25 protein-coding genes and 1 riboswitch are annotated in these 24,655 nt (G+C 45.5%); of the genes, 2 read left to right on the forward strand and 23 right to left on the reverse strand.

Going from position 1 to position 24,655, the window contains the following annotated elements; translation table 11 throughout:
• Positions 1-98: 98 nt before the first annotated feature.
• The 13 genes from BLA28_RS15220 to BLA28_RS15280 form a co-directional block, all read right to left on the reverse strand.
• The gene (locus BLA28_RS15220; RefSeq protein WP_069158056.1) at positions 99-632 is read right to left on the reverse strand and encodes a hypothetical protein; all 534 of its coding nucleotides are present in this window, start codon (positions 630-632) and stop codon (positions 99-101) included.
• The gene (locus tag BLA28_RS15225) at positions 625-1,710 is read right to left on the reverse strand and encodes a HAMP domain-containing sensor histidine kinase (protein ID WP_069152504.1); all 1,086 of its coding nucleotides are present in this window, start codon (positions 1,708-1,710) and stop codon (positions 625-627) included. Before BLA28_RS15225 ends, BLA28_RS15220 begins: the two co-directional genes overlap by 8 nt.
• Entirely contained in the window at positions 1,707-2,378 is a 672-nt protein-coding gene (locus tag BLA28_RS15230; protein WP_025484130.1) for a response regulator transcription factor, read from the reverse strand. The genes BLA28_RS15225 and BLA28_RS15230 overlap by 4 nt, the downstream gene beginning before the upstream one ends.
• Positions 2,375-3,100, reverse strand: a complete 726-nt coding sequence (locus BLA28_RS15235) for a hypothetical protein (protein WP_141702947.1) — start codon at positions 3,098-3,100, stop codon at positions 2,375-2,377. The genes BLA28_RS15230 and BLA28_RS15235 overlap by 4 nt, the downstream gene beginning before the upstream one ends.
• A gap of 105 nt (positions 3,101-3,205) precedes the next feature.
• Positions 3,206-3,991 (reverse strand): ABC transporter ATP-binding protein, encoded by a 786-nt coding sequence (locus tag BLA28_RS15240; protein ID WP_069158059.1) that lies wholly within the window; start codon positions 3,989-3,991, stop codon positions 3,206-3,208.
• Positions 3,992-4,005: 14 nt separating this feature from the next.
• Positions 4,006-5,010, reverse strand: a complete 1,005-nt coding sequence (locus BLA28_RS15245) for a FecCD family ABC transporter permease (protein WP_069158060.1) — start codon at positions 5,008-5,010, stop codon at positions 4,006-4,008.
• Positions 5,003-6,010 carry a FecCD family ABC transporter permease gene (locus BLA28_RS15250; protein ID WP_069158061.1) on the reverse strand — a complete coding sequence of 336 codons (1,008 nt, stop codon included), beginning with the start codon at positions 6,008-6,010 and terminating at the stop codon, positions 5,003-5,005. The genes BLA28_RS15245 and BLA28_RS15250 overlap by 8 nt, the downstream gene beginning before the upstream one ends.
• The gene (locus BLA28_RS15255) at positions 6,007-7,038 is read right to left on the reverse strand and encodes an ABC transporter substrate-binding protein (protein WP_069158062.1); all 1,032 of its coding nucleotides are present in this window, start codon (positions 7,036-7,038) and stop codon (positions 6,007-6,009) included. The genes BLA28_RS15250 and BLA28_RS15255 overlap by 4 nt, the downstream gene beginning before the upstream one ends.
• Positions 7,039-7,258: 220 nt before the next feature.
• On the reverse strand, positions 7,259-9,289 hold the full coding sequence (locus BLA28_RS15260; RefSeq protein ID WP_069158063.1) for an ABC transporter permease: 2,031 nt from the start codon (positions 9,287-9,289) through the stop codon (positions 7,259-7,261).
• A gap of 1 nt (position 9,290) precedes the next feature.
• Complete coding sequence (locus BLA28_RS15265) at positions 9,291-10,055, reverse strand: ABC transporter ATP-binding protein (RefSeq protein WP_009252601.1); 765 nt, start codon at positions 10,053-10,055, stop codon at positions 9,291-9,293.
• Positions 10,056-10,188: 133 nt separating this feature from the next.
• Positions 10,189-11,091, reverse strand: a complete 903-nt coding sequence (locus BLA28_RS15270) for a cation diffusion facilitator family transporter (RefSeq protein WP_069158064.1) — start codon at positions 11,089-11,091, stop codon at positions 10,189-10,191.
• Between the two features lie 103 nt (positions 11,092-11,194).
• Positions 11,195-11,314, reverse strand: a riboswitch (NiCo riboswitch).
• Positions 11,315-11,404: 90 nt separating this feature from the next.
• Positions 11,405-12,418: a sensor histidine kinase gene (locus BLA28_RS15275; RefSeq protein WP_069158065.1), complete on the reverse strand. Its 1,014-nt coding sequence runs from the start codon at positions 12,416-12,418 to the stop codon at positions 11,405-11,407.
• Positions 12,419-12,427: 9 nt separating this feature from the next.
• A complete protein-coding gene (locus BLA28_RS15280; RefSeq protein ID WP_025484133.1) occupies positions 12,428-13,111 on the reverse strand; it encodes a response regulator transcription factor in 684 nt (227 codons plus the stop codon).
• Between the two features lie 173 nt (positions 13,112-13,284).
• Between BLA28_RS15280 and BLA28_RS15285 the strand changes: the two genes are divergently transcribed.
• A complete protein-coding gene (locus BLA28_RS15285) occupies positions 13,285-14,466 on the forward strand; it encodes a VanW family protein (protein WP_165870564.1) in 1,182 nt (393 codons plus the stop codon).
• Between the two features lie 97 nt (positions 14,467-14,563).
• Here the strand turns inward: BLA28_RS15285 and BLA28_RS15290 are convergent, their stop codons facing one another.
• The 8 genes from BLA28_RS15290 to BLA28_RS15330 all read right to left on the reverse strand — a co-directional run bounded on the left by BLA28_RS15290 (position 14,564) and on the right by BLA28_RS15330 (position 20,621).
• Positions 14,564-15,982 carry an MATE family efflux transporter gene (locus tag BLA28_RS15290; protein ID WP_242878260.1) on the reverse strand — a complete coding sequence of 473 codons (1,419 nt, stop codon included), beginning with the start codon at positions 15,980-15,982 and terminating at the stop codon, positions 14,564-14,566.
• A gap of 17 nt (positions 15,983-15,999) precedes the next feature.
• The gene (locus BLA28_RS15295; RefSeq protein ID WP_009252595.1) at positions 16,000-16,365 is read right to left on the reverse strand and encodes a YccF domain-containing protein; all 366 of its coding nucleotides are present in this window, start codon (positions 16,363-16,365) and stop codon (positions 16,000-16,002) included.
• Positions 16,366-16,549: 184 nt separating this feature from the next.
• The gene (locus BLA28_RS15300; protein ID WP_009252594.1) at positions 16,550-16,783 is read right to left on the reverse strand and encodes a hypothetical protein; all 234 of its coding nucleotides are present in this window, start codon (positions 16,781-16,783) and stop codon (positions 16,550-16,552) included.
• Between the two features lie 62 nt (positions 16,784-16,845).
• On the reverse strand, positions 16,846-17,847 hold the full coding sequence (locus tag BLA28_RS15305) for an asparaginase (RefSeq protein WP_009252593.1): 1,002 nt from the start codon (positions 17,845-17,847) through the stop codon (positions 16,846-16,848).
• A 17-nt stretch (positions 17,848-17,864) separates the two neighbouring features.
• A complete protein-coding gene (locus BLA28_RS15310; RefSeq protein ID WP_009252592.1) occupies positions 17,865-18,182 on the reverse strand; it encodes a DUF3837 domain-containing protein in 318 nt (105 codons plus the stop codon).
• Between the two features lie 200 nt (positions 18,183-18,382).
• Complete coding sequence (locus tag BLA28_RS15315; RefSeq protein ID WP_069158067.1) at positions 18,383-19,009, reverse strand: manganese catalase family protein; 627 nt, start codon at positions 19,007-19,009, stop codon at positions 18,383-18,385.
• A complete protein-coding gene (locus BLA28_RS33185) occupies positions 19,010-19,465 on the reverse strand; it encodes a spore coat protein CotJB (RefSeq protein WP_009252590.1) in 456 nt (151 codons plus the stop codon).
• A 136-nt stretch (positions 19,466-19,601) separates the two neighbouring features.
• Positions 19,602-20,621 (reverse strand): alpha-L-fucosidase, encoded by a 1,020-nt coding sequence (locus BLA28_RS15330; protein WP_242880616.1) that lies wholly within the window; start codon positions 20,619-20,621, stop codon positions 19,602-19,604.
• Positions 20,622-20,655: 34 nt separating this feature from the next.
• Between BLA28_RS15330 and BLA28_RS15335 the strand changes: the two genes are divergently transcribed.
• Positions 20,656-20,841: a hypothetical protein gene (locus BLA28_RS15335; RefSeq protein WP_069158068.1), complete on the forward strand. Its 186-nt coding sequence runs from the start codon at positions 20,656-20,658 to the stop codon at positions 20,839-20,841.
• Here the strand turns inward: BLA28_RS15335 and BLA28_RS15340 are convergent.
• Both BLA28_RS15340 and BLA28_RS15345 read right to left on the reverse strand, forming a co-directional pair.
• Positions 20,820-22,658 carry an ABC transporter ATP-binding protein gene (locus tag BLA28_RS15340; RefSeq protein ID WP_069158069.1) on the reverse strand — a complete coding sequence of 613 codons (1,839 nt, stop codon included), beginning with the start codon at positions 22,656-22,658 and terminating at the stop codon, positions 20,820-20,822. The two genes, BLA28_RS15335 and BLA28_RS15340, sit on opposite strands and share 22 nt — an antisense overlap.
• Positions 22,645-24,471: an ABC transporter ATP-binding protein gene (locus tag BLA28_RS15345; RefSeq protein WP_069158070.1), complete on the reverse strand. Its 1,827-nt coding sequence runs from the start codon at positions 24,469-24,471 to the stop codon at positions 22,645-22,647. Before BLA28_RS15345 ends, BLA28_RS15340 begins: the two co-directional genes overlap by 14 nt.
• Positions 24,472-24,655 lie beyond the last annotated feature (184 nt).

Genomic DNA, 24,655 nt, shown 5'->3' on the forward strand with positions numbered 1-24,655 from the left:
TTGTGTTTACGAATTATTAATCACACGGCAAGAATCATTCATGGTGGGCTGTCAAAAAAAATCCGCCGGAAAACCGGCGGAATAAAATAATTTTACTATTAAAGAAGTGCGGAGCCCTTTAGGCACAGATCGTAAATTTCATCATATATTGCCTCAATCAGAGGAACCACTTTCGCCGTCCGCTTCTGTACCAGTTTCTTATATAAGAAGTACGGTGCGATCCAGCCTGAAAGCCCAGGAACAGCTAAAAGGATGCAAAGCCAGATAATCGGCGGACTTGCCACGGCAGCAAAGGTAGCGCCTGCCATAAAAGCCGTTCCCAGGACGCCTGCCGTAAGCGATGCAATACGGGCATTGGCTGTTTTTGAGCGTTCCAGAGTCTCAATCTCATTCATACATGCTTCAAAGTTGCGCTGCAGCCTGGTCAGTTCCATTTTGTTCATAATTTTCCGGTTGCGTTTCAGATGAAGCGTGGCCATGCTTCCGGCTTTGGGCAAATCAAAATTATCATCCGCGATCCATCCAAAATTCTTATATCCGTCCAGGTACATGGAAACACGGCTTTGCTCCACGGAAAGCTCTTTATACTCATAGCCAAGGAACTCACTGTCTCTGTTATTCGCTTCATTCATTTTCCAGTTCTCCCCTTAATGGAATGGTAACTGTAAATTTCGTACCCTTCCCCCATTTACTCTCTGCCGCTACAGTACAGTCGTTAATTTGTAAAATTCTCAGGACAAGGGCCAGTCCCAGCCCATTTCCTTCCGTGGAATGGGAGGTATCCCCCTGATAAAACTTATCAAACATATGCCGGAGCGTTTCATCGTTCATACCGCAGCCGGTATCGGAAATTTCCACAATTGCCTGATTTTTTTCTGAAGTCTGGCGAAGAATTACCGTTCCGCCCGATTCTGTGAACTTCAGCGCATTGGAAATAAGATTATTCCACACAAGCTCCATAAGGCTGGCATCCGCGCGAATGACGGCGGAATCTTCCATTTCCGCAATAAATTCTATGTTTTTCTTTTCCCATTGTGCTTCAAATCCCAGCGCGCATTCACAAAGCTGCTCACAAAGATCATATTCTTCCGGCACCGCCTGAATTGTCTGTTTTTCCAGTTTATTCAGCTTCAGCAGATTGGTAATCAGATCAGAAAGTTTATGGGTGGTGTGAACGATAGTATCCATACAGCGTCGCTGTTCATCCTCAGATAAATTCCCCTTCTGCAGGAGCTGGGCTGAATTTTGAATGACCGCAATGGGTGTTTTGATTTCATGGGAAACATTGGAAAAGAAATCGGTTTTCAGTGTCTCAATGCTCCCAAGCTCTGCGACCATTTTATTAAAATTTAAAAACATGGTGTCAAGGTAATCGTACCGGTCTGCCGTATGTATAGCCGGCAAATAAATTGAAAAGTCACCGGCGGCCACTCTGGCGGTAGCCTCGGCCAGCATCTGCATCGGTTCATCATAGGTCTGCTTCATCCGGTACCGTGTATACATTGTAAGGCCAAAGGCGACCGATGCCCAGTAGACGATAGGTACAATGGATTGTACTGTATCATTCCATTTAAGTGTTCCCATCAGAACAATTAATCCGCTGTGAAGTCCGGACATAAGCAGAAGAAATCCAAAATGAATAAAGAAAAGTGACACGGGAAAACGAGTTTTCTTTCCTTTTTTCCGCCGTTCCTTTGTATTTTCACTCATATAAGCACCGCCTTGTATCCAAGCCCGCGCACCGTTTTGATCTCGAAACCATCGCAGCCGGAGAACTTATCCCTCAGCTTTGTCACATAGACATCCACCGCCCTCAGGCTTGTTTCCGACTCAATTCCCCAGAATTCATCCATCAGCTGGGCGCGGGAAAAGGTTTTGTTAGGATAGGACAGCAGCTTATACAATATATTAAATTCCCTTGTAGTAATCGGGATATCTTCTCCGCCTGCAACGGCGCTCATGGCATCAGCGTCAAGCTCCAGATTCCCAATGACCAATTTACGCTCCATTTCAATATTGGCGCGGCGAAGCAAAGCCCGCACCCGCAGCAGAAGCTCATCCAACTCGATGGGTTTCACCATGTAATCGTCAATTCCCAGCCGAAATCCCTTTTGCTTAGAGGAAAGATCATCTCTTGCCGACATAAATAAAATAGGAATATGCTTATTGACCCGGCGCACATTTTCAGCAAATTCAAACCCGTCTGTCCCCGGCATCATGATGTCAGAAATAATCAGCTCATAAAGATTGTTATACATTTCATCATATGCTGCATTGGCATTCAGGCAGCCCTTTGCATGAAACCCGCTGTCATTGAGGTAAGTACATACTATCTGATTTAATTTTACATCATCCTCTAATACCAGAATATTGATCATGGATACGCCTCCCTGTTGGTTTTCCCTGTTATTAAAGCTTTCATCTGTTTTTTGGAATGGACGGCCATAAAGAAACCAAATAAAAAAATCATCATACACACAGCGGCGCCGGTAGCGAGATTCATACGAGTCTGCACCACAGTTTCCATATCAGACCCAAAGGCCGCAAACATCGCCGTCTGAAGGGAAAGGATGGAAACAAGCGCTGCAGCTAAATTGACCGATTTTATGGCGACGATGAGCGGCGTATGGTTTTTGCGGTTCTTCCCCATATATATGATCGCTTTTGTCAGGCAGAAAAAATCATATGCTGCGACAGCATAAATCAGCAGCCCATCATATGCAAAAGTGAATCCTTCGGCTGTAATCAGCACCACTATCCCCATCAAAATAACGGTCATTCCCATAAACACTTCACCGCATACACGGCAGGCTTTCCATTCCTTCCTCATGCGGGCAGCCTGATCGGTCAGAGCAGTTACCTTCCTGTTCGCCCGCAGCAGTGTAAAACGAATCACACACAGCAGCAGATAATACATGGCGAGCGTGCTCAGCCAATCGGAACCAAAATACCATCCGGCAGCCCCTTTTGTAAGGGCAAGAAATGCATTGACTCCCAGTGCGCCATAAGCGAAAACAACCGTCCGCAATGAGTAATTGTCATACAAAAGGCCAGCCAGTCTGTTTTTGTGTATCGCTGATTTGATGATTCTTCGCATCACAGGTCTGTATCCTCCACTCATCCGCCGGCATTGTTACAGCTTCATTATACACTGTAATACCTGCGTTTTGTTTCAGAATTGTTTCTGTTTTATTAATTTTATCATTCAGGATATCTCATAGGTGACGCATGTGGGCCTGCCTGTCCAGGGATCCTTGCTGATGCAGGCTTTCAGGGAAAAAACCTCTTCCAGCACCGTCGGTGTCATGATTTCCTCCGGCGTGCCCTCATGCAGCACCTTTCCCGCTCGCATGGCAATCATCCGGTCAGAAAACCTGGCTGCCAGATTCAGGTCATGGATCACCAGGGCAATGGTCTTTCCCCGGGTTTTATTCAGTTTTTCCAAAAGCTTCAGCACTTCCAGCTGGTGGGCCATATCCAGGTAGGTTGTGGGCTCATCCAGCAGTATGACCTGTGTATCCTGGGCAAGCGCCATGGCGATCCAGGCACGCTGCCGCTGTCCGCCGGACAGCGCATCGATATCTCTTTCGGCGAATTCCTCCATATGTGTCATCTCCAGTGCCCGGTCAATGGCCTCATAGTCTTCCTTCCGGAGTCTTCCGAAGCCTTTTTGGTGCGGATATCTTCCATATGCCACCAGTTCGGCTACCGTCAGTCCTCCCGGGGCCTGCGGCCCCTGGGGAAGAATCGCCATCTGCTTCGCCACCTCTGCGGCAGGCATCCGGGCTATCATGCCGCCGTCCAGAAGCACCTGCCCGGAACGGACCGGCAGCATGCGGGATAGTGCTTTCAGCAAAGTTGATTTTCCGCATCCGTTAGGCCCTATGACAGACGTCACACAGCCCCGGGGGATTTCCACATCCATAGACGGAATGATAATATTTTGCTGGTAGGCCACAGAAATGCCTTTCCCTGTAAGTACAGCATCCATGCTGCTCTCCTCCTTTATGTTTTGATCAGCAGATATAGAAAATAAGGCGCTCCGATCACCGCCGCCACAATGCCCACAGGAATTTCATTGGGCGCTAAAAGTGTGCGGGACAGGATATCGGAAAAGGTCATCAGCACCGCTCCGGAAAGCACCGTTGCCGGAAGCAGGACGCGGTAATCAGGCCCTACCAGCCTTCTCGCCAGATGAGGGCACACCAGCCCCACAAAGCTCAGCCCTCCTCCCACCGCACAGCAAAGGCTGGACATGGCAATAGCCGCCCCTAAAAGGATCGCCGACTGCCGGGAAACATCCACGCCCAGGCCGGTGGCTGTCTGGTGTCCCAAAGCCAGCACATTCAATGTCCTGCTCTTATAAAATACAAACAGGATCAGCGCCGTCAGGCCAAGGGAAAGCAGACGTACATTGGGCCAGGAAGCTCCCCATATACTTCCGGCCAGCCAATTCTGGACAAAGGCATATTCACTGTCCGACATACGCAGCATCAGCATTGTGGTCAGGCTTGAAATTACGGTGGACATGGCTATGCCGATGAGCAGAAGCCGTTTGGGAGACAGTCCCTGTCTTGTCAGGGCCAGCCTGTAATCCAGGGCTGCCGCTGCCAGGGAACCGGCAAATGCCAGCACAGGCAAAAGCAGGGTCAGCTTCAAACCGCTCTGCGGTAAAAACACCATGAAAGCCGCTATAAAAAGTCCGGCTCCCGCATTCACTCCCAGAATGCCCGGTTCTGCCATTTCATTTCGGGATACCCCCTGAATGACACATCCGGAAACTGCAAGCCCTGTTCCTACCAGCAGGCTGGTAAGGACTCTGGGAAGACGCAGGTTAAGAAGCGTATACCGCAGGCTTTTCTCTCCTCCGCCCAGGATTATCTGCCAAAGCTCCTCCGGGCTTATCTTACGATAGCCTGCATTTATATCCATCCATATTCCTGCGGCAAGCAATGCCGCCAATATGGCTATGACCGCACTTGTCCGCAGTTTTCGTCCGGATTCAGTCAAAAGCTCTCTCCTCCTTTCGTGCCGTCCAGATAAAGAACGGCACACCAATCACAGCAAATACAAGTCCGATCGGTGTCTCTGAGGGGGCATTCACCACCCGGGACAGAATATCTGCCGCAAGCATGAAAAAGGCCCCTGCCACCATCGTACAAGGAATGATTCTGCGGTAATCCCCGCCGACAAAAAAACGGACCACATGAGGCACCATCAATCCAACAAAGGCCACAGGTCCGGCAAGCGCCACAGCCGCTCCGGCAAGCATGAGCACCACCAGAAGGCAGAGCGCACGGGAACGCTCCACATGCAGCCCCAGTCCTCTGGCAGCATCTTCTCCCAGACTGAGCATGGATACCCGGCCGGAAAGCACTGCCGCAGCCAGAAGCCCGGCCAGAATTACCGGCCCGGCGAGGAGCAGCTGATGAAGGCGGATCCCCGCAACCCCTCCGGCCGTCCAAAATGTCAGATCATAACCGATATGATAGAAAATAGATACTGCCTGACTGAGCGAAGAAAGGAAGATACTCACGGCACTGCCTGCCAGTACCAACCTGACCGGATCTGTTTTCCGCCGTTTCAGACTCATCAGACCATATACCGTCACCATGGCTGACGCAGCACCCAGAAAGGAAAAGCATACCACGCCCGTAAATCCGAAGCCCGGCAGAAAAGCAAGACAAAGCGCCAGAGCAAAGGACGCGCCGGCATTGATCCCCAAAAGGCCAGAATCTGCCAGCGGATTCCGGGTCACTCCCTGCATGATGGCGCCCGCTGAAGAAAAAGCGGCGCCCACCAGCATACATCCAAGCGTACGCGGGATGCGAAGTTCCCGTATGATAATATGCTGCCGGTTTTCCATATCGGGGTACACAATAGCTCCGAAGACCTGATTTGCAGGAATGCCTGTGCTTCCGTACAACACAGAAAATGCCGCGGCCAATATAACCGCAGCACTTCCTGCCAGCAGGAACAATATCATTCTTTTATGCCTGCCCGCATTCATTCTTTTCCCTCAAAGCCGCGGAAAAATTCGACAAAAATATCCAGCTGTGCATTGAGAGTAATGGGATCCCTGTGCATGAATGCCACCTGTTCATAAGGCAGTACGCGGCCTTCCTTTACCGCGTCAAGACTGTTCCACAGAGCGGAATCTTCCACGAAGGAACTGTCGGTATCCGCCAATATGCCATAAAGAATAAAATCCCCTGTGTATTCCGGCAAAGCTTCCAGAGAAACGACTTCATAGGAGGTATCTGCGTCAACCATTTCCGTCTGCACCTTCTCCGGTGCTTTCAATTCCCACATATCATAAAGGATGGAACCTCCCCTGGCAAAATGGCTGCCCATTGTATAGATCTGCTGCGGCCATACTTCTACGATGGATACCGTACGTTCTCCTACAATTCCCTGTATCTCTTCTTTTACATCCATCACTCTTTTATTAAAATCTGTTATATATACTTCCGCCTCATCACCTTTGCCCACCAGATCTGCAATATAACGGAATAGATCCTCATCGCTGCGCTTTCCGTCCTGAATATACACGGTAGGGGCTATTTCGGCATATTTCTCATAATCGGCTTCCGTAATCGTTACAATCAGATCCGGTTCCTGCGCAACGATCATTTCCAAAGAAGTCTCCGCACTAACCGTATTTAATTCCTCAATTCCGTCTGTCTTCCCTTCCAGGAACGGATTGGACAAAGAATACGGCGACGCAATGACCGGCTTTACATCCACGGCCAGAAATTCTCCCAGGTAATAATCAGAAACAATAACCTGAGGGTTTACCGGGATTTCCACAGGGCCTTTGTCCGTCTCTACCGTACGCATTCCTTCTGCCGCTGTTGTTTCCGTTTCCGTCATTTCCGGTTTTCCCTGTACTGTTTCCTCAGAAATGCTGTCCGCCCGGGATTCTTTCACAGAAGAATTTTCCGATGCCGGGCCCGAAGAGGAGGAACAAGCTCCCAACAGGCCTGCCAGTGTCAATGCCGCACAGGCCAATAATACCTTTTTATTCCGCTTTATCATAAAATACACCCTTTCTTTTGCTGAATAGACCCAGCTGCTTAGTTATCTTTGGTTTGTTCAAACTAACCTGCGTTAGTTATACTAACATAGCCATATGGAAAAGGCAATATATTTTTATAAAATACAGCTGATTGGAATAATTTAACTTATTTTATAGAACAATAGCCGGACAACAGGATTTCTTCATTCCTGTTGTCCGGCTATTGGTGTCCTCCGGAAATCAGCTCTGTACGATTTTAAAATAGGTTCTGGCTGTCAGACGGTATACCAGCAGATAGGCCAGGCCGAATAGCAATACGGAAAGTATGGTAAACACGGCAAACAGCCCTGCATTGGTCATACTGAAAACCGTCATCATCTTGCACAGCTGGGGAAAGGCCACCGCAATATGAATAACCGCCATTCCAAGCGGGAGGAAAAAAACCATGAGTACCTGTCTGGTTATGGTCCTTTTTACTTCCTTTGCGCTCATCCCCACTTTTTCCATGATACCAAACCGCTCTCTGTCGTCGTAGCCTTCCGTTATCTGTTTATAATAAATGATCAGGACCGTTGCCGTCAGGAACAGAATAATGAAGAAAATCCCCACGAAAAGAATACTTCCATAGAGCTCATAAAATTCCGCCCTTACCTGGCTTCTCACATAAATACGGGTGATTCCGGGGATTTCCCCTGCTGCCCGGTCTTCAAACGCAGCAACAGCCTCTTTGCTGCCGTCGATGTCAAAGAATGTATGATAATAGATATAAGACGGGAATCTTTTATCCGGAATCAGTGCATTTCCTGCTTTGGCCAGCCTTACCATATCCTCTAACCCGGGAACGACGAATACGCTCAGATCTACCGGCGTTGCAAACCCCAGAAGCTGCGTTATATCAAATTTATCAATCCGCTCCCGTATCCGGTATTTTTCCCCACAGATATCCGCTTCCCCTTCGACTGGCGTCCCGGTGGTAAAGAACAGCGCTTCTCCTGCCTCCAGCTCATAGCTTTTCCCGTAGAGACGGTTATAGTCGGCCAGTTCCATAATATAAAGCATGCTTGAGCTTCCCTTATTGCCGAGAGCTGTGGTAAAGCTGTTATTTTCATATGACGCGGCGAGCGACAGCTGATAAAATTCCATGCTGTTTTCTGTTTCGCAGCCGGTGGATGCCGAAAGGGTATCAATGGCCTCATGCACGGCTGCAGGCAGACCGGAAGTCACCGTTCCCTGTTCTTCCGTCCGGCTGTCTGCATTTTCCGTAAGCTCCGGTATCTGGGAATATATGTTGATTTCCCTGGGGAACTGGTTCCTGAGCATATCTTCTTCCCCTGCATACAGGCTGAGACAGCTGGAAAGCGTTACCAGGACAGCTGTGGACAGGATACAGATGCTGGCAAGTCCCGCGGCATTCTGCTTCATCCGGTAAATCATCCCCGAAACGGAAACAAAATTCTCAGGTTTATAATAAAAGGCCTTGTTTTTGCGGAGCGCTTTCAGCAAAGCGATGCTCCCTGCCTGAAACAGACAGTAGGTGCCGATAATCACGAGAACCACCGCCGGGAAAAAGGCCAGAAGAGCATCGGAAGCCGTATAGGTGGTCAGCGCCTTCACATAGCCGGCTCCTAACGCCGCCGCTCCCGCAGCAGCCGCCAGCCATCTGGTTTTCGGTTCCCGTTCCCCTTCCTTGCTGCTTCTTAAAAGTTCTGTGGGGTTCGCTCTCGATACACTGATAATATCGTATATCAGTACAAAGAAAAAGCAGATCAGATAAATGAGAATGGTCTCCCCTACAGACTGGAAGGGAATCCGGAAAACAAGCTTACCCGGCAGTCCCACAAATTTCAGCAAAAGAAGGAACATGAGCTGGCTGAACAATATCCCTCCTGCAATTCCGGCCAGAAGACTTATGAGCATGCTCCGGAACACCTCCCAGAAAAGGACAAAAGCCAGATGCTTTTTTTCCATCCCAAGAATACAGAACAGACCGAATTCCCTCTTCCTGCGCTTCATAATAAAGCTGTTTATATAAAACAGGATGATAAACACAAAGAAGATACATATAAAAAAGCAAATCCGTACCAGCATGTACATGATATCCCCACCCTTCATACCGCTGTCGACAACCATGACCGACACGGAATTGAGGACATAAAGGAGCCCTGCCATCAGGCTGCAGGCAAATAAATAGGGAAAATAAATGCTGCTGTTCTTTTTCATATTGGTCCTTGCCAGCCGCGGGTAAAACAGAAGATTATGCATGGTATTCATGTCATGCCTCCTCTCTGCCCGTAGCAAGGACGGTAAGGGTATCCGATATTTTCTGGTACATTTCCTCGTTGGAGCAATCGCCTCTGTAAAGCTGGTGGAATATAATTCCGTCCTTAATGAAGAGCACGCGTCCTGCATGGCTCGCCGCACGGATACTGTGGGTTACCATGAAAACAGTCTGACCGCTCAGGTTGATCTCTTCAAATATCCGCAGCAGTCCGTCTGCCGCACGGGAATCCAGCGCACCGGTGGGCTCATCTGCAAGAAGGATTCTGGGATTGGTAATCAACGCCCTGGCAACGGCCGCCCTCTGCTTTTGACCGCCGGATACTTCATACGGATATTTTTCCAGCAGCTCATCGATTTCCAGCTTCCGGGCCAGCGGGTTCAGCCGTTCCTCCATTTCCTTATAATTCTTTCTTGCCAGGACCATGGGCAGATATATATTGTCCTTCAGGGAAAAAGTATCCAGAAGATTAAAATCCTGGAAAACGAAACCAAGGTTATCCCTGCGGTAAGCCGCCATCCGGCTGTCGGGCACCGCCGCCATATCCTTTCCGTCAAGCAGCACCTTACCGCCGGTGGGTCTGTCCAGCGCCGCCAGAATATTCAGCAGGGTTGTTTTTCCGGAACCGGATTCCCCCATAATCGCCACATATTCGCCCTTTTCCACAGAAAATTCCACGTCCTTAAGGGCTTCCACCTTTGTCCCGCCGAACCGGGTCGTATATGTTTTTTTCAGATGTTTTACTTCTAACAGTGCCATCTTTATCCTCCATTCTGCCTTATCTTTATTGGCTGTTACGCTTTTCATTATAAGAAAGCAGGAAAAAAGATGCCATCGATCCGGCTTACATTTTCATGTCCAACCTTACATTTGTGTAAGGTCTGCAGACTGTTTACATGGGATTGGTATGGACCATACAGTGCTTAACCTCCGGGAATTCCCTCTCAATGGCGCTGTGTACCTCCTCTGCGGTCTGGTGTGTTTCCACCAGAGGCTTGGAACCGTCCATGGAAATCTCCACGTCCACATAGATTTTGGAGCCAAACAGCCTGGTTTTCAACATATCCACCCGCTGCACGCCATTCTGAGCGAGAATTACTTTTTTCATTTTATCCTCTGTCTCATCGGGACAGGCCTTGTCAACCATTTTCGCCGCCGCATCCCGGAAGATATCCAGAGCTGCTTTTTCAATACACAGGCAGATGAGCAGGCCGGCTATCGGATCCAGTACGGGAAATCCAAGCCTGGCGCCCAGAATGCCGGCAAAGGCTCCTATGGAGGACAGCGCGTCAGAACGATGGTGCCATGCATCCGCCATGAGAGCGCCGGAATTGATTTTTTTAGCGGCAGCCCTTGTATACCAGTACATCCACTCTTTCACAAGTATGGATAAAACAGCGGCTGCCAGCGCCAGCTTTCCCGGGACCTGGAGCGCTGCGGGATCTCCCGACATTATTTTCCCGATTCCCGACGCGCCGATTCCGATTCCTGTCGCCGCAAGAATAATTGCCAGAACAATGGAGGCCACGCACTCCATGCGTTCATGCCCATACGGATGCCCGGAATCCGATTTTTTCCCGGAAACAGCCACCCCAATCATGACAATAAAGGTGCTGAACACATCGGAAGCGGAATGAACCGCGTCCGATACCATGGCTTCTGATTTGGCAATAAGCCCCGCCGCCAGTTTCAGCAGCGACAAAAGCAGGTTGATGACGATGCTGATCACGGATACCTTCATGGCAATTCTGGTTTCTTCGCTGATATCCTTGTTTCCTCTGATCATTTGTTTCATAAAAGTTACCTCCTTATTGGTAAGATAACTCCATGACCCATACAATATTTTCGTTTACATGTTCCTCAGGGTATAAAAAAACACCTGCGGAACAGCGTAAAAATACTGTCCCACAGATGTAAGCTCCATCTGCTGCCGTCAAAACGGCCCGGCTATCCATGGATCCTTTCCGGCCTGAAATACATACGCCGGCAGAAAACACAGCCTGCTCAGTTTGTACTGTAGATTTGTATGCAGTGCAAAGAGTATTGTGTTATATTATATGCACAGGTGGCCGGAATGTCAATTATTTTTTTGAATGAATCCCTTCCAATTATTCCATATCAAATTTTTTCCTGGATACTCCCAGGATGACCCTGGTTCCTTTTCCTTCCTCCGACTCTATCTCAATGGACTGTCCCAGCATATCCATGGCCTGCCGGCATAAGAACAGCCCTATTCCCGTAGATCTCTTTTCCCGCCTTCCGTTATAACCGGTATAGCCCCATTCAAACACCCTGGGAATATCTTCCCTTCGGATCCCGATTCCGTTATCCTCCACAATAACGGTTTCTCCCTTATCCGTGCGGCCGGAGTATATCCGGATTTTTCCGTTTTCCCTGCCCGCCGTATATTTCACCGCATTGCCGAGCACCTGCTCCAGTACGAACAGGAACCATTTTTCGTCTGTCAGTACATTCCCGGGCATAGCTTCTATCTGAATCCCTGTCTTATTGTAAATAAAAACAGAAGCCATATTTTTTACCGCTTTTTTTACAAGCGTTTCCAGAGGATATTCTTTTAAGACCAAGTCCCTCCCGCTTCGATCCAGGCGCTGATACTGCAGCGCCATGTCCACATACTGCTCTGCCTTCCACAACTCCTGCTTCAGGGATTTCAGATCCGGCTCTTCCTCCTGGAGAAGCAGATTCATAGCGGCGATGGGCGTTTTGATCTGATGGGACCAAAGGGTATAATATTTACCGTTCTGTTCTTTTTCTTCCTGGTTTTGATCTTTCTGCCGCTCATATTCCTCATGCCAGGCCTTAACCAGTCCATACCAGTCTCCCTCAAGGCCCTCTTTTTCCTCTTCCGCCGCAAAGACACCCTCTGCGGCCTGCCTCGTATACATTTCAAGAAGCTCTCTCCTGCGGATATATCCCCGCAGGCCATACAGAAGCTGAATGGATGCAAAAACCGTCAGCAGCAGAAATAAATAGGCTATGGGCTGCCACGGCAGATCACACAGCCACCAGACGAACAAAAGGAAGACATAAATGAGCAGATACAGCAGGTACCCCTTCTGCTCCCGTAAATAATCCAATCCATACTTTTTACTATTCTTCATAACCCGCTCTCATTCCGGCTTATCTGAAAGAAGATAACCGAGCCCTTTTTTTGTTTCTATAAAATCCTTCAGCCCTATTTCTTCCAGCTTCTTCCTCAGCCTGGTCATATTTACCGTCAGGGTATTGTCATCAATAAAGGATTCATTCTCCCATAAATTCCGTATCATTTCATCTCTGGAGACAACCGTCCCCCGCTTTTCCATCAATATGCTTAGTATACGGAACTCATTCTTAGTCAGTTCCAGCCTGCAGTCATGATAGCTCAGCACCGCATCGTTAAGGGAAAGGATCACGTCTCCCGCCCGGAGCACATCCCTGCGGGTTCCAAAGGTATAGGTCCTGCGCAGCAGAGCCTGTATTTTGGCGAGCACCACTTCCAGCTTGAAGGGTTTTGAGAGGAAATCATCGGCTCCCATATTTACCGCCATCACCAGATTCATATCATCCGAAGCCGAGGAAATAAAAATAATCGGAACCTGGCTTGTCTTCCTGAATTCCTGACACCAGTAATAGCCATCAAAAAAAGGCAGTGAGATATCGAGCAGCACCAAATCCGGAGAACAGCGGATGAATTCTTCCCCCACCCGGCCGAAATCTGAAATTGTCTCTGCCTCATACCCCCATTTTTCCAGGGTACGCTTCAAAACTGCCGTTATGGTACTGTCATCTTCAACAATCAGAATTTTATACATATAGGCCTCCGTCAGCATTTGGTTTTCCTTCTCTATCATAACCGTTTGTCCGTTTCATTTCCATATTTTTATAAAAAGTGTTTTTTTTATTGGAAATTTGATTCATGTATGATATTCTATTAAAGATCAATTCCCAGAGAATTGGTGTATTTGCGAAAGGACGGTATTCAGTTATGAAAAGACATCAATGGAAACCACTACTACTGATATGTTTGCTTCTTGCCGCACCGGTATCCGCTGCTGCAGCCATGCCCATTATGGTTTCAGCTGCCGAGGCACTTCCGGCGGGAGGCATTACAACTACAATTTCAGACAGCCGTTATATCGACGCAGGATGGATGAACCAGAACATTATCCTGACTTTGGACGGCCAGGTCTGGGCCATGGGCATCAATACCATGAAGGACTATCCTGTCTTCCTCTCCAACGATACCGGGATCCCTCAGTGCATACTGGGAGAAACAGAGGTTATCGATGTATTTCTAAACGCGATTAACGAGCAGCTCAAGACACAGATATTCCAGAGTGACAGCCCTGTATTTGATACCGGAACGGGAAGCTACATCTATAATTCCGGACAAACCTATTATCAGCTTAACGCCAATGTAAAAAACTGGCTGATAACCTCGCTTCAGCAGCAGTTTGCCGCAGGAAGCCCCCAGCCTCTTACTTTAGAGCTTTCCTCCGGTTATCTCACATCTGTTGTAAATGAGGGTGTCCTGACCTACAGCCCGGATTTCGTGCTGGCAGGAAGCTGTACCACCAGCTTTTCCGGAAGCTCCTCCAACCGGATCAACAACATCAAGGTGGCGGCGGAACATCTGAATAACATGATCATCATGCCAGGCCAGGAAGTTTCCGTCAGCACTGCCATCCTTCCCCGGACCTCTGCCAACGGCTACCGGGAAGCGGGCGCTTATCTGAACGGTGAAACAGTCATGGCCATCGGAGGCGGTATCTGTCAGGTATCCTCCACGACCTATAACGCGGTGAAGAATGCCGGTCTGGTGGTTCTGGAACGCCATCCCCACAGTATGCCCGTACATTATCTGCCGCTGGGTCTGGACGCAGCCATCTCTTCCGGCTCCAAGGACTTACGTTTCCGCAACAACTATTCCGCTCCTGTTATACTGCAGGCATACACGGAAGGGAAAAAACTCATCATTAATGTCCTGGTATGGGATCATGATTTAAACGGACGCAGCTTCAAGCTCTGGGCAAAGAATACAGGAAGCCTTTCCGCTAAAACATACTTCACCACTTATCAGGACGGCAAGGAAGTGAGTACGGATTATGTAGGGAATTCCACTTATATGGCTCCCAAACCTAAAAACACGGAAGCTGAGGATGATTAATTCTCTCAGGCAAAATAAAATAAGGCTTAACGTCATGCAAAAATGCTGCTCAGGATAAATGAGCAGCATTTTTTGTATTCCTATACCTATAAAACTTTTAGCTTTCCAGCGCTTTCTTTTTCCAGGCGCCCTTTCTGTAAAAGAAATAGGTCATAACAGCGCCCAGCACCCAGGAACACAGCAGGGAAATGAATACACATTCATTCCTTCCGTTGGGAAGCTCCGGCGTTCTTGTCATCCAGGCGATCCCGTATGCGAGAGGGACACGAATCGCCACTGTAGTTATCAGGGATATCCACATGGGTGTCATGGTGTCTCCCGCGCCTCTCATAACGCCTGACAGACACTGGGTTACGGCCATGGCAATATATCCTACGGCCAGTATCTGCATGAGGTGCATGCTCAATTCCACAAGTTCTTTTGTTTCCGTAAAAATACCCATCAGATATTTTCCGAAAATCAATATCAGGGAAGTAATAACGGCGGATATGACAGCCGCAATGATGGTTCCTTCCCTGGCTCCCTTTTCCACCCTGTCATATTTTCTGGCTCCCACATTCTGTCCGGCATATGTAGTCATTGCCGTGCCGAAGGAAAAGTTCGGCATCATGGCAAAGCCGTCCACACGCATGATAATAACATTCGCAGCGATGAACATTTCCCCGAAGCTGTTGGTCAGGGACTGTACGATTATCATGGCCATGGAAAAAATAGCCTGTGTGAATCCGGAAGGAAGGCCTAGACGAATCATATCTGCCGAATGCTTCTTTTCCGGCTTCAGATAATGCAGCTTCAGATCAAAAATATCCTTCATCCTTGCCAGCTTAAAAATACACATAACGGCTGATACCGCCTGCGCGATGGCTGTTGCCAGGGCCACGCCCGCCACTCCCATATCAAAAACGGCCACAAACAGAATATCCAGTATAATGTTCAGTACGGTGGCAACAAGAAGATAAACCAGAGCAGAAACGGAATCTCCCAGACCGCGGAGGATGCCGCTGAGAATATTATAATAAGACATACCTGCGATTCCCACAAAGAGGATTATCAGATAGGAGGCACACCAGTCCATAATGCTGTCCGGCGTATTCAGAAGCCTCAGCAGCGGCCTGACCACCAGCGGCGCCAGTATCATGATAATTACGGAAGAAATGGCTGTCAGCGTAATGCTGCATCCGATGGAGCCGGACAGTTCCTCTCTCTGCTTTGCCCCGAAATACTGGGAAACCATGATACTCGCCCCTACGGAAATACCCACGAACAATACCAGCAGCAGATTCAGAATCGGACTCGCGCTTCCTACGGCCGCCAGCGCATTATCTCCCACATAACGCCCCACAACAATGCTGTCCACCGTGTTATACAGCTGCTGGGCAATATTGCCTATCAGCATAGGTATTGCAAATGCGACAATCCGTTTTCCCGGCGATCCCTCCGTCATATCCGTCGGAGCAAACAGCGCCGCCAGATTAAATTTCTTCTTTATTCCATTTTCATTCATTTGTTGTTCCATCAAAATCCCCTCGTTCCTTACGTATAGATTATCTGCGAGCCAAAAGGCATCAAAGCAAGCTTAGCCATTTTAAAATGCTGCAGACCAAATGGTATACCAATAATGGTTATACAAAGCAGGACTCCCATCACTAAAGATTCCAGAGCCATAGGGATTCCCGTCAAAATCATCCAGAAAATATTCAGAATCAGCGAACCGGCGCCTCCGCCGTAAACAATTTCCTTTCCAAAAGGGCAGGCGGCCAAAGCAGCAAATTTAAAACACTGTTTTCCAACGGGCAGCCCTATAATCGTTATACTCCACAAAATACCGGCCAGCAGCCAGCTCAGTGCGCTGAAGAAACCGCCGCATATAAACCATATAATATTTCCAAATACACTCATTTTCGTCCCTCCTTTCTTAGTGCGTTATTTCTATTATATGGTTTAAAAAGCTTTCGTGCAATTCTTTCTTTCCTTTTCATGGATTCAAATTCTTAAATTTTTATAAAAAAACAGGAACCATCCTCATGCTGCTGTCGCATGGGGCCGCTCCTGCTCTTTCTCTTCTTATTCTCTTTCACTCAATTCAGGCGATATTTTCCTGGTCATCTGATTTCAGCTGCGCTAAGACTTCATCCACAGAAACCCCGGCTTCTTCGAGAGCTTCCGACAATTTTTCAAGCTCTTCATTTTTCTTTTGCTTCAGAAGCTCTTCCAATTCCTCATAAAGCTCCTGTGTCCTGACCTCCAGGTTGTAGATGCTCTGCTGTGTATCCTGGATTTTTTCGTCCAGAGATTTGTTTTTTCTTCCTCTTGGCATGGTTGTCCTCCTGTTATACCTTATTCTTATTAAAAAGTATATGAAGGACATTTGGAAAATATTCACATAAAAAAATCATAATTGATTGTTTTGTAAAACAGGTTCCTGACCTCTTCGAAACCTGCGGGCTTCTGTCCCAGAATCCACATCAGCTTGGTAAATACGGCTTCCAGGTTCATATCATAGGCCTCCAGCAAAGGAAACTGCTCCTGCACTCTCTTGCCTACCTCATAAACGCCGATATTGCTGCCTTCATAGGTTACCTGTGTTGTCATCACCACGGCCTTTCCGGTCCCATATTCTTTCATCAGCCGGACGAATTCATGGATTAGGCTGTCGGGGATCCCGCCCACGCCAAAGCTTTCCACAATAATCCCGTCATACTGGCTGAAGATATCCTTCAAAATAAGCGGAGACATTCCCGGCGTAAGCTTCAGAAGGAATACGCGGGAATTCAGCTCATGGTAAAAAGCGAGCGGTTCACAGAAGGGCTTCTGTTCGATATAACGGACCAGATGCTCATCACGCATGACCGCCAGCTCGGGATAATTGATGCTGGCAAAGGCATTGTAGCTCATGGTCTTCACCTTTTTTGCCCTGGTTCCCGCTATCACCTTTCCCCCGAATACCACGCTGACACCGACGGAAGCTTCATCCAGCGCATAGACAATGCTGTCGCGCAAATTCATGCGGGCATCCGATATTTCCATTTCCAGAGGGCGCTGGGAGCCTGTGAGAACAATGGGCTTGGGTGAATTCTGAATCAGGTAAGACAGGGCTGCCGCCGTATAGGCCATAGTATCCGTTCCATGAAGGATGACAAAGCCGTCATAGCCGGAAAAGCTCTCCTCAATGGCTCCGGCGATCTGCATCCAGTGGGCGCTGGTCATATTGGTGCTGTCGATACTGAAGAGATTCCTGGCCTCCAGATGACAGATACTGCTCATGGAGGGAAGGAAATCCAAGATTTCTTCCGCGGTAAGCGCCGGGGCAAGCCCGTATTCTGTTTTATGGGAAGCAATGGTCCCCCCTGTGGTGAGCAGCAATATTTTCTTCTTCGGCATGTTTATCTCCTGTTATTTTATCTTTTCCATGGAGTTTTCTCTTCCAGTCCCATCCGGTACAGCTCCCTGACCTGATCATCCAGTAAGCCGTCGGGCTTATAAAACTTAAGCATTTTAATCACAACTTTTTCTCTGTCATCTTCCGGGCTGTAATTCTCCAGAAGCTTCATCATATCTTCCTGAAGCTGAACGGGTGTCTCCAGAGAAGGCGGCACGGTTCCTGTCAGCCTGCACAGCAGGCCGCATATATAGGCCATTTCATAATTTCCCGTCATAACGGAGGTTTCATGCTGAGACTTGATTATAACAGACATCCTTGCGAGACTTGGTACCATAAGATATCCCCCTTTCCTGATCCTGCTGTCAAATGACATTGATGAAAGATACGGATCCTTCTGTCAGATAATTTTGAGAAAAGATTCACGCAATTTATCTCCGCAATTATATCATGAGGAGGTAAGCGTTTCAAGCAAGAAAAAACGGCAAAGGCATCCAATGAATGGCCGCCCTTACCGTCTTATCCCATAGCTGTTGCTTACATGGTGAACTTATCTTTGTCTTTCATTTCCTTGTCAAATTCCGGGTTGAAATAATAAAAATTGTTGGAGTCCAGCTTATCCTTCGTCTTTTCCAGCGCTTCTCCGAATCTCTGGAAATGGACAATTTCCCTGGTACGCAGGAACTTAAGCGGTTCCCTTACTTCAGGCTCCGTTATCATACGAAGCAGGTTATCATAAACTGTCCTTGCCTTCTGCTCGGCTGCCAAATCCTCTGTCAAATCGGCGATGGCGTCTCCCTTGGACTGGAATTCAACCGCCGTAAAGGGCAGGCCTGCCGCGGCCTGGGGCCACAGCGCTGTAGTATGGTCAATATAATACGCGTCAAAACCGGCTTCCTTAGCCTGCTCTATTGTCAGATGCTTTGTCAGCTGGTAAACCATGGCACAGATAATTTCCATATGAGCCAGCTCCTCTGTTCCTATATCTGTCAGCAGTCCTCCCACTTCCTTCACAGGCATGGAATAACGCTGGGCCAGATACCGCATGGATGCGGAAAGCTCACCGTCCGGGCCTCCGTACTGGCTGATAATCATCTGTGCCGTCTTAGGACAGGTTTTTGTAATTTTTACCGGAAACTGCAGTCTTTTTTCATATACCCACATTTAGATACACGCTCCTTCCCAAGGCGCCGGACCATCTGTCCAGCTGAATGTTTTCATTTCTTTTCCGCACAGAACCATACAGTTCTGGGACAAAGGATAGAATTTCTCAGCAAATTCCTTCATCAGCATAACCTTTCGGTTCGCATATTCCTCAAACATACGGAGCGCTTCTTCATCCTCTTTATGGGTGTCCAGATACAGTGTAAGATCATTTACCACAAAGCCGGCTTCGTCGATTTTGGCCATAAGCGCTTCTCTCTCCTCCTGCTCCGGGTTCTTTCCATCTGCGCTTCCCTTTCCGGACGGAATCTCATCCGAGTCATCCGCCTTGAAAAAAGGCATATTTAATTCCGGAAATACCGTTCCCTTTTTTAATGCGGTCTGGGGATCATAGGTGGATTTCCACTTCTGACAGGGGACACTGGCTATGGCGAGACTATTACCGTTTTTATCCATAGTAAAACTCCTTTCTGTTGCATAAAATGATATTGTTAGAGTTCTTTTTTCAATTTTTTCAGCAAAAAAATACATCCTCCGACACATTTAGTATGTGCTTCGAAGGATGCATTTATGTTGGGAGTTTGATACAGCTTTATTCCAGGATAAAGCAGTCCGCATAAAATGCGGTGTTTCTGTCTGCTGTTTCCGTATCCAGGATAATTTTATTTTCTTTCTGTTCAAAAGGGATATCCTGTCCGGTACGCATCAGCCGTACCCTGCTGATTTTATCCGGTACCGTAAGATGAACGCGGAGCGGAAGTCTGGCATAATCTTCATATAAATAAAAGGCATATATGGTCTTTCCTTTTTTTGTATATTTAATATTTCTTTCAAAAAAGGGCTCTGCAATAACGGTTTCATAGATGCCCTCTCCATGCATCCGGAGCCATCTGCCCATGTCTCTCAGAGAGGCCACTGCCCGTCCGGGAAGCTCGCCGTCCGGCTGGGGCGCAAGGTTTAAAGCCAGATTGCCGCCTTTGGATACCACATCCAGGAGCAGGTACACCAGTTCCCTGCCTGACTTGAACGTATCCGTATAATGGAAGGAAAACTTTTCGCCGACAGTGGTACAGGTTTCCCATGGGATAAAAAGCGGTTCCTCAGGCACCTGTTTTTCCGGGGTTACAATGTTTTCATAAATACCGCCGACAGTCCGATCACAGACAATAAGATGAGGCTGGGGTCCTTTCCGGAGTTTTTCCACAATTTCTCCCAGACGGATATCCTGCTCCAGATTATCCTTATTCACCCATCCGCCGTCCAGCCACAGACAGTCTATTTTCCCATACCGGGTTCCCAGTTCCTCCAGCTGGCGGTGGGTATAGTCCACAAAGCTGTCCCAGAGCTGCGGTTCCTCTTTTATGGAATAATTCACGTTCCTTGTGGGCGCCGGGCCGAAAGCATGGTGCCAGTATGCGTCGCTGTGCCAGTCAGGCTTGGAAAATATCATGGATTTGTTTATGGAGTACAATGAATCCGCTATAACCGCTCGCTGGAAGACAATGGCGTGAATACTCTGCTTGAAGAAATCGCGACACAGCTTGGAAAATAATCCTTTTACCCTTCCCTGAAAAAGCAGACAGGAAGCTATGCGGCTTCCTGTCTGCTGCATATGTACCAGACTCTGAAAGAAAGGATTTCCATGTATGGAACATAAAAAACCAAATATTCTTTTTATACTCACGGATGATCAGGGCGCCTGGGCCATGGGCTGTGCAGGCAACACCGATACGGATCTCCTGAAGGCAAACGGAAAAGTAACCTTTTCAAGCCAATATATCACCAATGTAATTACCGATAAGGCACTCTCCTATCTGGAAGAATTTCGATAGTACTGAGCTTGCGCATTCCATAATTCATAATACTTTCCCTGTTTATTTGCTACTAATTCATCGTGAGTTCCTTTTTGAACAATAGTACCACAATCAAATACATTGACAGAATCACAGAATTTGCATGATGACAATCTATGACTAATATAAATTGTCAATCCTTCACTTCTAATTTCACTGAACTTTGTATAAACTTCTTCCTCAGCTATCGGATCCAAAGCAGCTGTCGGCTCATCCAAAATCATTACTGATGCTTCTTTATATAATGCTCTTGCTAATGCTATTTTTTGTGCCTCACCTCCAGATATCTCAACGCCATTCTCTGAGAAATCCCTATATAAACATGTTTCTAATTTATCTGACATCTTACTAACTCTATCATATACCCCAGCTTTCATTAGGCACTGCTCAACTTTCAATTTATCATAATCTGTATTTACAGAAACATTTTGTCCAACGCCGAATGAAAAAAGTTGAAAATCTTGAAATACAACCGCCAAATTCTTAAGATACTCTTTGTAATCAATTCTTTTAACGTCAATCCCGTTTATATAAATTGCTCCCTCTGTTGGAGCATACAATCTGCACAACAACTTAACAAACGTAGTCTTTCCTGACCCATTCATTCCTACTATCGCATATCGTTTTCCGCTATGGAATTCCGCATTAATGTTTCTTAAAACATACGTATCACTTCCAGGATACTTGAATGAAACATTCTTAAATTCTATACAGATTTCCTTTTCAACAACATTTTCTAAAATATCTACATTATTTTCATTACTAGCATCAATATCAAGATATTCAAATAGTTTTTTTAGATGTTCACAATAAATCTTATTTTCTGCAATTGATAATGTTAGCTCACCAAAGCTCTCTGTTAATCTTTTTAATGAACTAATATACTGAACCATATTTCCTACTGGAAATGCACCATAAAAAGTTTTTAACACAACAAAGATGTAGCATAGAGAATTAATTATTTCTGCCCAAAAAGAACTAATACCTTGATATAAACTCATTTTTGAAATATAACTATCATCTTTTATGTTATGTGCTATCATTTTATCAATTTTATTAAGCGCAATAATGTCTTGTCTATAAATTCTAACATCTTTTGCCCTCTGCAAATCTAAATCTAATTCTTGACCATAGAATGCAAATGTCCTGTTAAACCAAACTGTTCCATCGCTCCAATCATTAAAAACCTTCTGTTCTCTGTTTTTATATTTATCATGAATCCAGCCTTCAAAAACAATCATAGCCACGATTACTAAAATCCATAATTTTGAATTAAGTATATTATTATTGCATTTGCTAGTAAACAAAGATATCGATAATGCAATCGAAGCAAAAATACCTACAAATACCCTTATCAGTCCAGGCGTATTCCACACCAACTGACCCAGGCCATTTCCAAACATAAATAAGTTTTCCTCAGCTTTTTGCTTTTGTTGTTGATAACTAGCTTTTTCCAAAACTTCATATTCAACACTCATTTGCTTATCACAAAATATCTTTGAGAAGCAATCCCACATACTAGCTTCTTTAGCACTACTCACACGGTCAACAACACTTTTTATAATCGAAAAAATCAAATTAATAAGTATCGTAAAAATCACATATATACCAAGAACTTTGATTCGTCGTAAATTTGCAATTTCATTTATTATTTTTGCCGAAAACCATATATTTATAAAGGGAGACCCCGATTCAATCAATGAAAACAAGATTTTAGTTTCAATAAGACCAGGACAATATTCTCTCAAAATACTATATCCTCGCCTGGTTATTTTTAAACGATCACGAATGCTCATATTCATCTACCTTTTCTTCTCTATAATGTTTTGCTTGGGTTTCGAATAATTCATAATATTTCCCATGAAGGCTCAACAATTGATCATGCGTTCCGCATTCTATAATTTTTCCATTTTCTAACAATATAATGTGACTACAAAATCGTGTAGAGGCCAATCTGTGTGAAATAAAAATAGACGATTTCGAATCCATAACTCCATTGTATAATTCATACATATTTTGTTCTGAAATAGGATCCAATGCAGCCGTTGGTTCATCCAAAATAACTATCGGCGAATTTTTATATAATGCTCTTGCTAATAATAATTTTTGCTTTTCCCCTCCCGATAAATCAATACCATCTTCCCATATTGTTTTATCATATTTTGTATCTAAACCATATTTAAGCGAATTTATCTTCTCCATCAATCCAGCTTGTTCTAAACATTTTTTTACTCTATCGACATTTACATTTTCTCTAATATTCTCTGCCACAATCTCTGCTATTGTTACGGGTAGAATAGAATATTGCTGAAAAACAACTCCAAACGCCTTATACACTTCATCCCTATCCAACTCTTTTAAATCTTTTCCATCATACAGAACTTGACCTTCTGTGGGATCTATTAATCCACATATAAGCTTTACAAGTGTTGTTTTTCCCGCTCCATTTAAACCTACTACAGCCAAATGCTGCCCTGGATTAATAGTTAAACTTAAATCATCGATTACTTTGCTATCTTCACCACTATATTGATAACTAACATTTTTCAGTTCAATAGTACGTGGCTTTAAAAAATCATGTATCTTTTCTCCCGAATTTCTGCAATACTTTTCCGGATATTCTACAAACGTTCTAAACCTATTTATAGACACATTTAATCTGTTTATTGTATTAACTTGTCCTAGCAAGCTATTCAACCATGCTGAAAATCCAACAATGACATTAAAATATAATACAAAATCAGCTACCGTCAGTGTCCCTTGTAAAACAAGATATAACAAATAGAAATATGTAACACCTTCTCTCACAAGAGAAAACGAACAATCGCATATCGAAACTTTAAATATTTTAGAAGCATACTTTTTATACCATGAATTTACACCTTCCATATTCACGCGATATACACTATTTAACCAAGCAATCATATTATATAATCTAATATCTTTTGCGGCTTTAATTTCTCCAGACACCTTCGTAATATACTGTAATTTTTGAGTATAACTAATTTTTTCCTCATTATTAACTTTTTCCCACTTTATTATTCTTTTATTCATAAAATAACTAGCTAATGTAGAAATCACCAAAAAAAATACTATTATTATATTCAACCTTATCAAAACATAAAAAAAGGTCACAAAACCGAGTAAGTTTGCCATAAATCCAACTGAAGTATCATAAATCCGGGCATAATATGAAAAATTACCATTGCAACTAGCAAAACTTTCACTCTGAAGATTTCTAAAATGTTCGTCCTCTTGATTACAATAGTCTGTTCTTAATGATTTATTTGTTACCATCTTCAGAAAATACGTATTCATTTTATACTTATGCCAATAAATCAATCTGTCTATATATTTCTGCAACGAAGTCATTATAATAATAGTTCCTAAAAAAAGCCCTGTCGCAAACATTAAATGCTCTAAAGGTTTCTGATTAACTATTTCATCAATTACAACTTTAGGAAGAAATGTCGTTATTACAGGAATCGCTGCATTAATCACAATTAAACTAACGCAGAGAACTAATAACTTTGGGTAATTTTGAATAGTTGCCTTTATACAATAACAAAAATTTTGCAATATCGAGTATTCTTTATCTTTTTCTTCCATAACCCAACCTTCCATACATCACTCTATTATAAATCATTCATTACTACATAATGTGATTAATAATTTTTTCCATATAATCAATGGATGCCCACTCAAATATACTATGAAATGCACCGCCGCCTCCGGGCCCCCTATGGCCCCGATGAACTGTATCATATGTATACGGATCCAGAGGAAAACCATG

Origin of the sequence: Eisenbergiella tayi (genome assembly GCF_001881565.1) — a bacterium.
GTDB classification, from domain to species: Bacteria; Bacillota; Clostridia; order Lachnospirales; family Lachnospiraceae; genus Eisenbergiella; species Eisenbergiella tayi.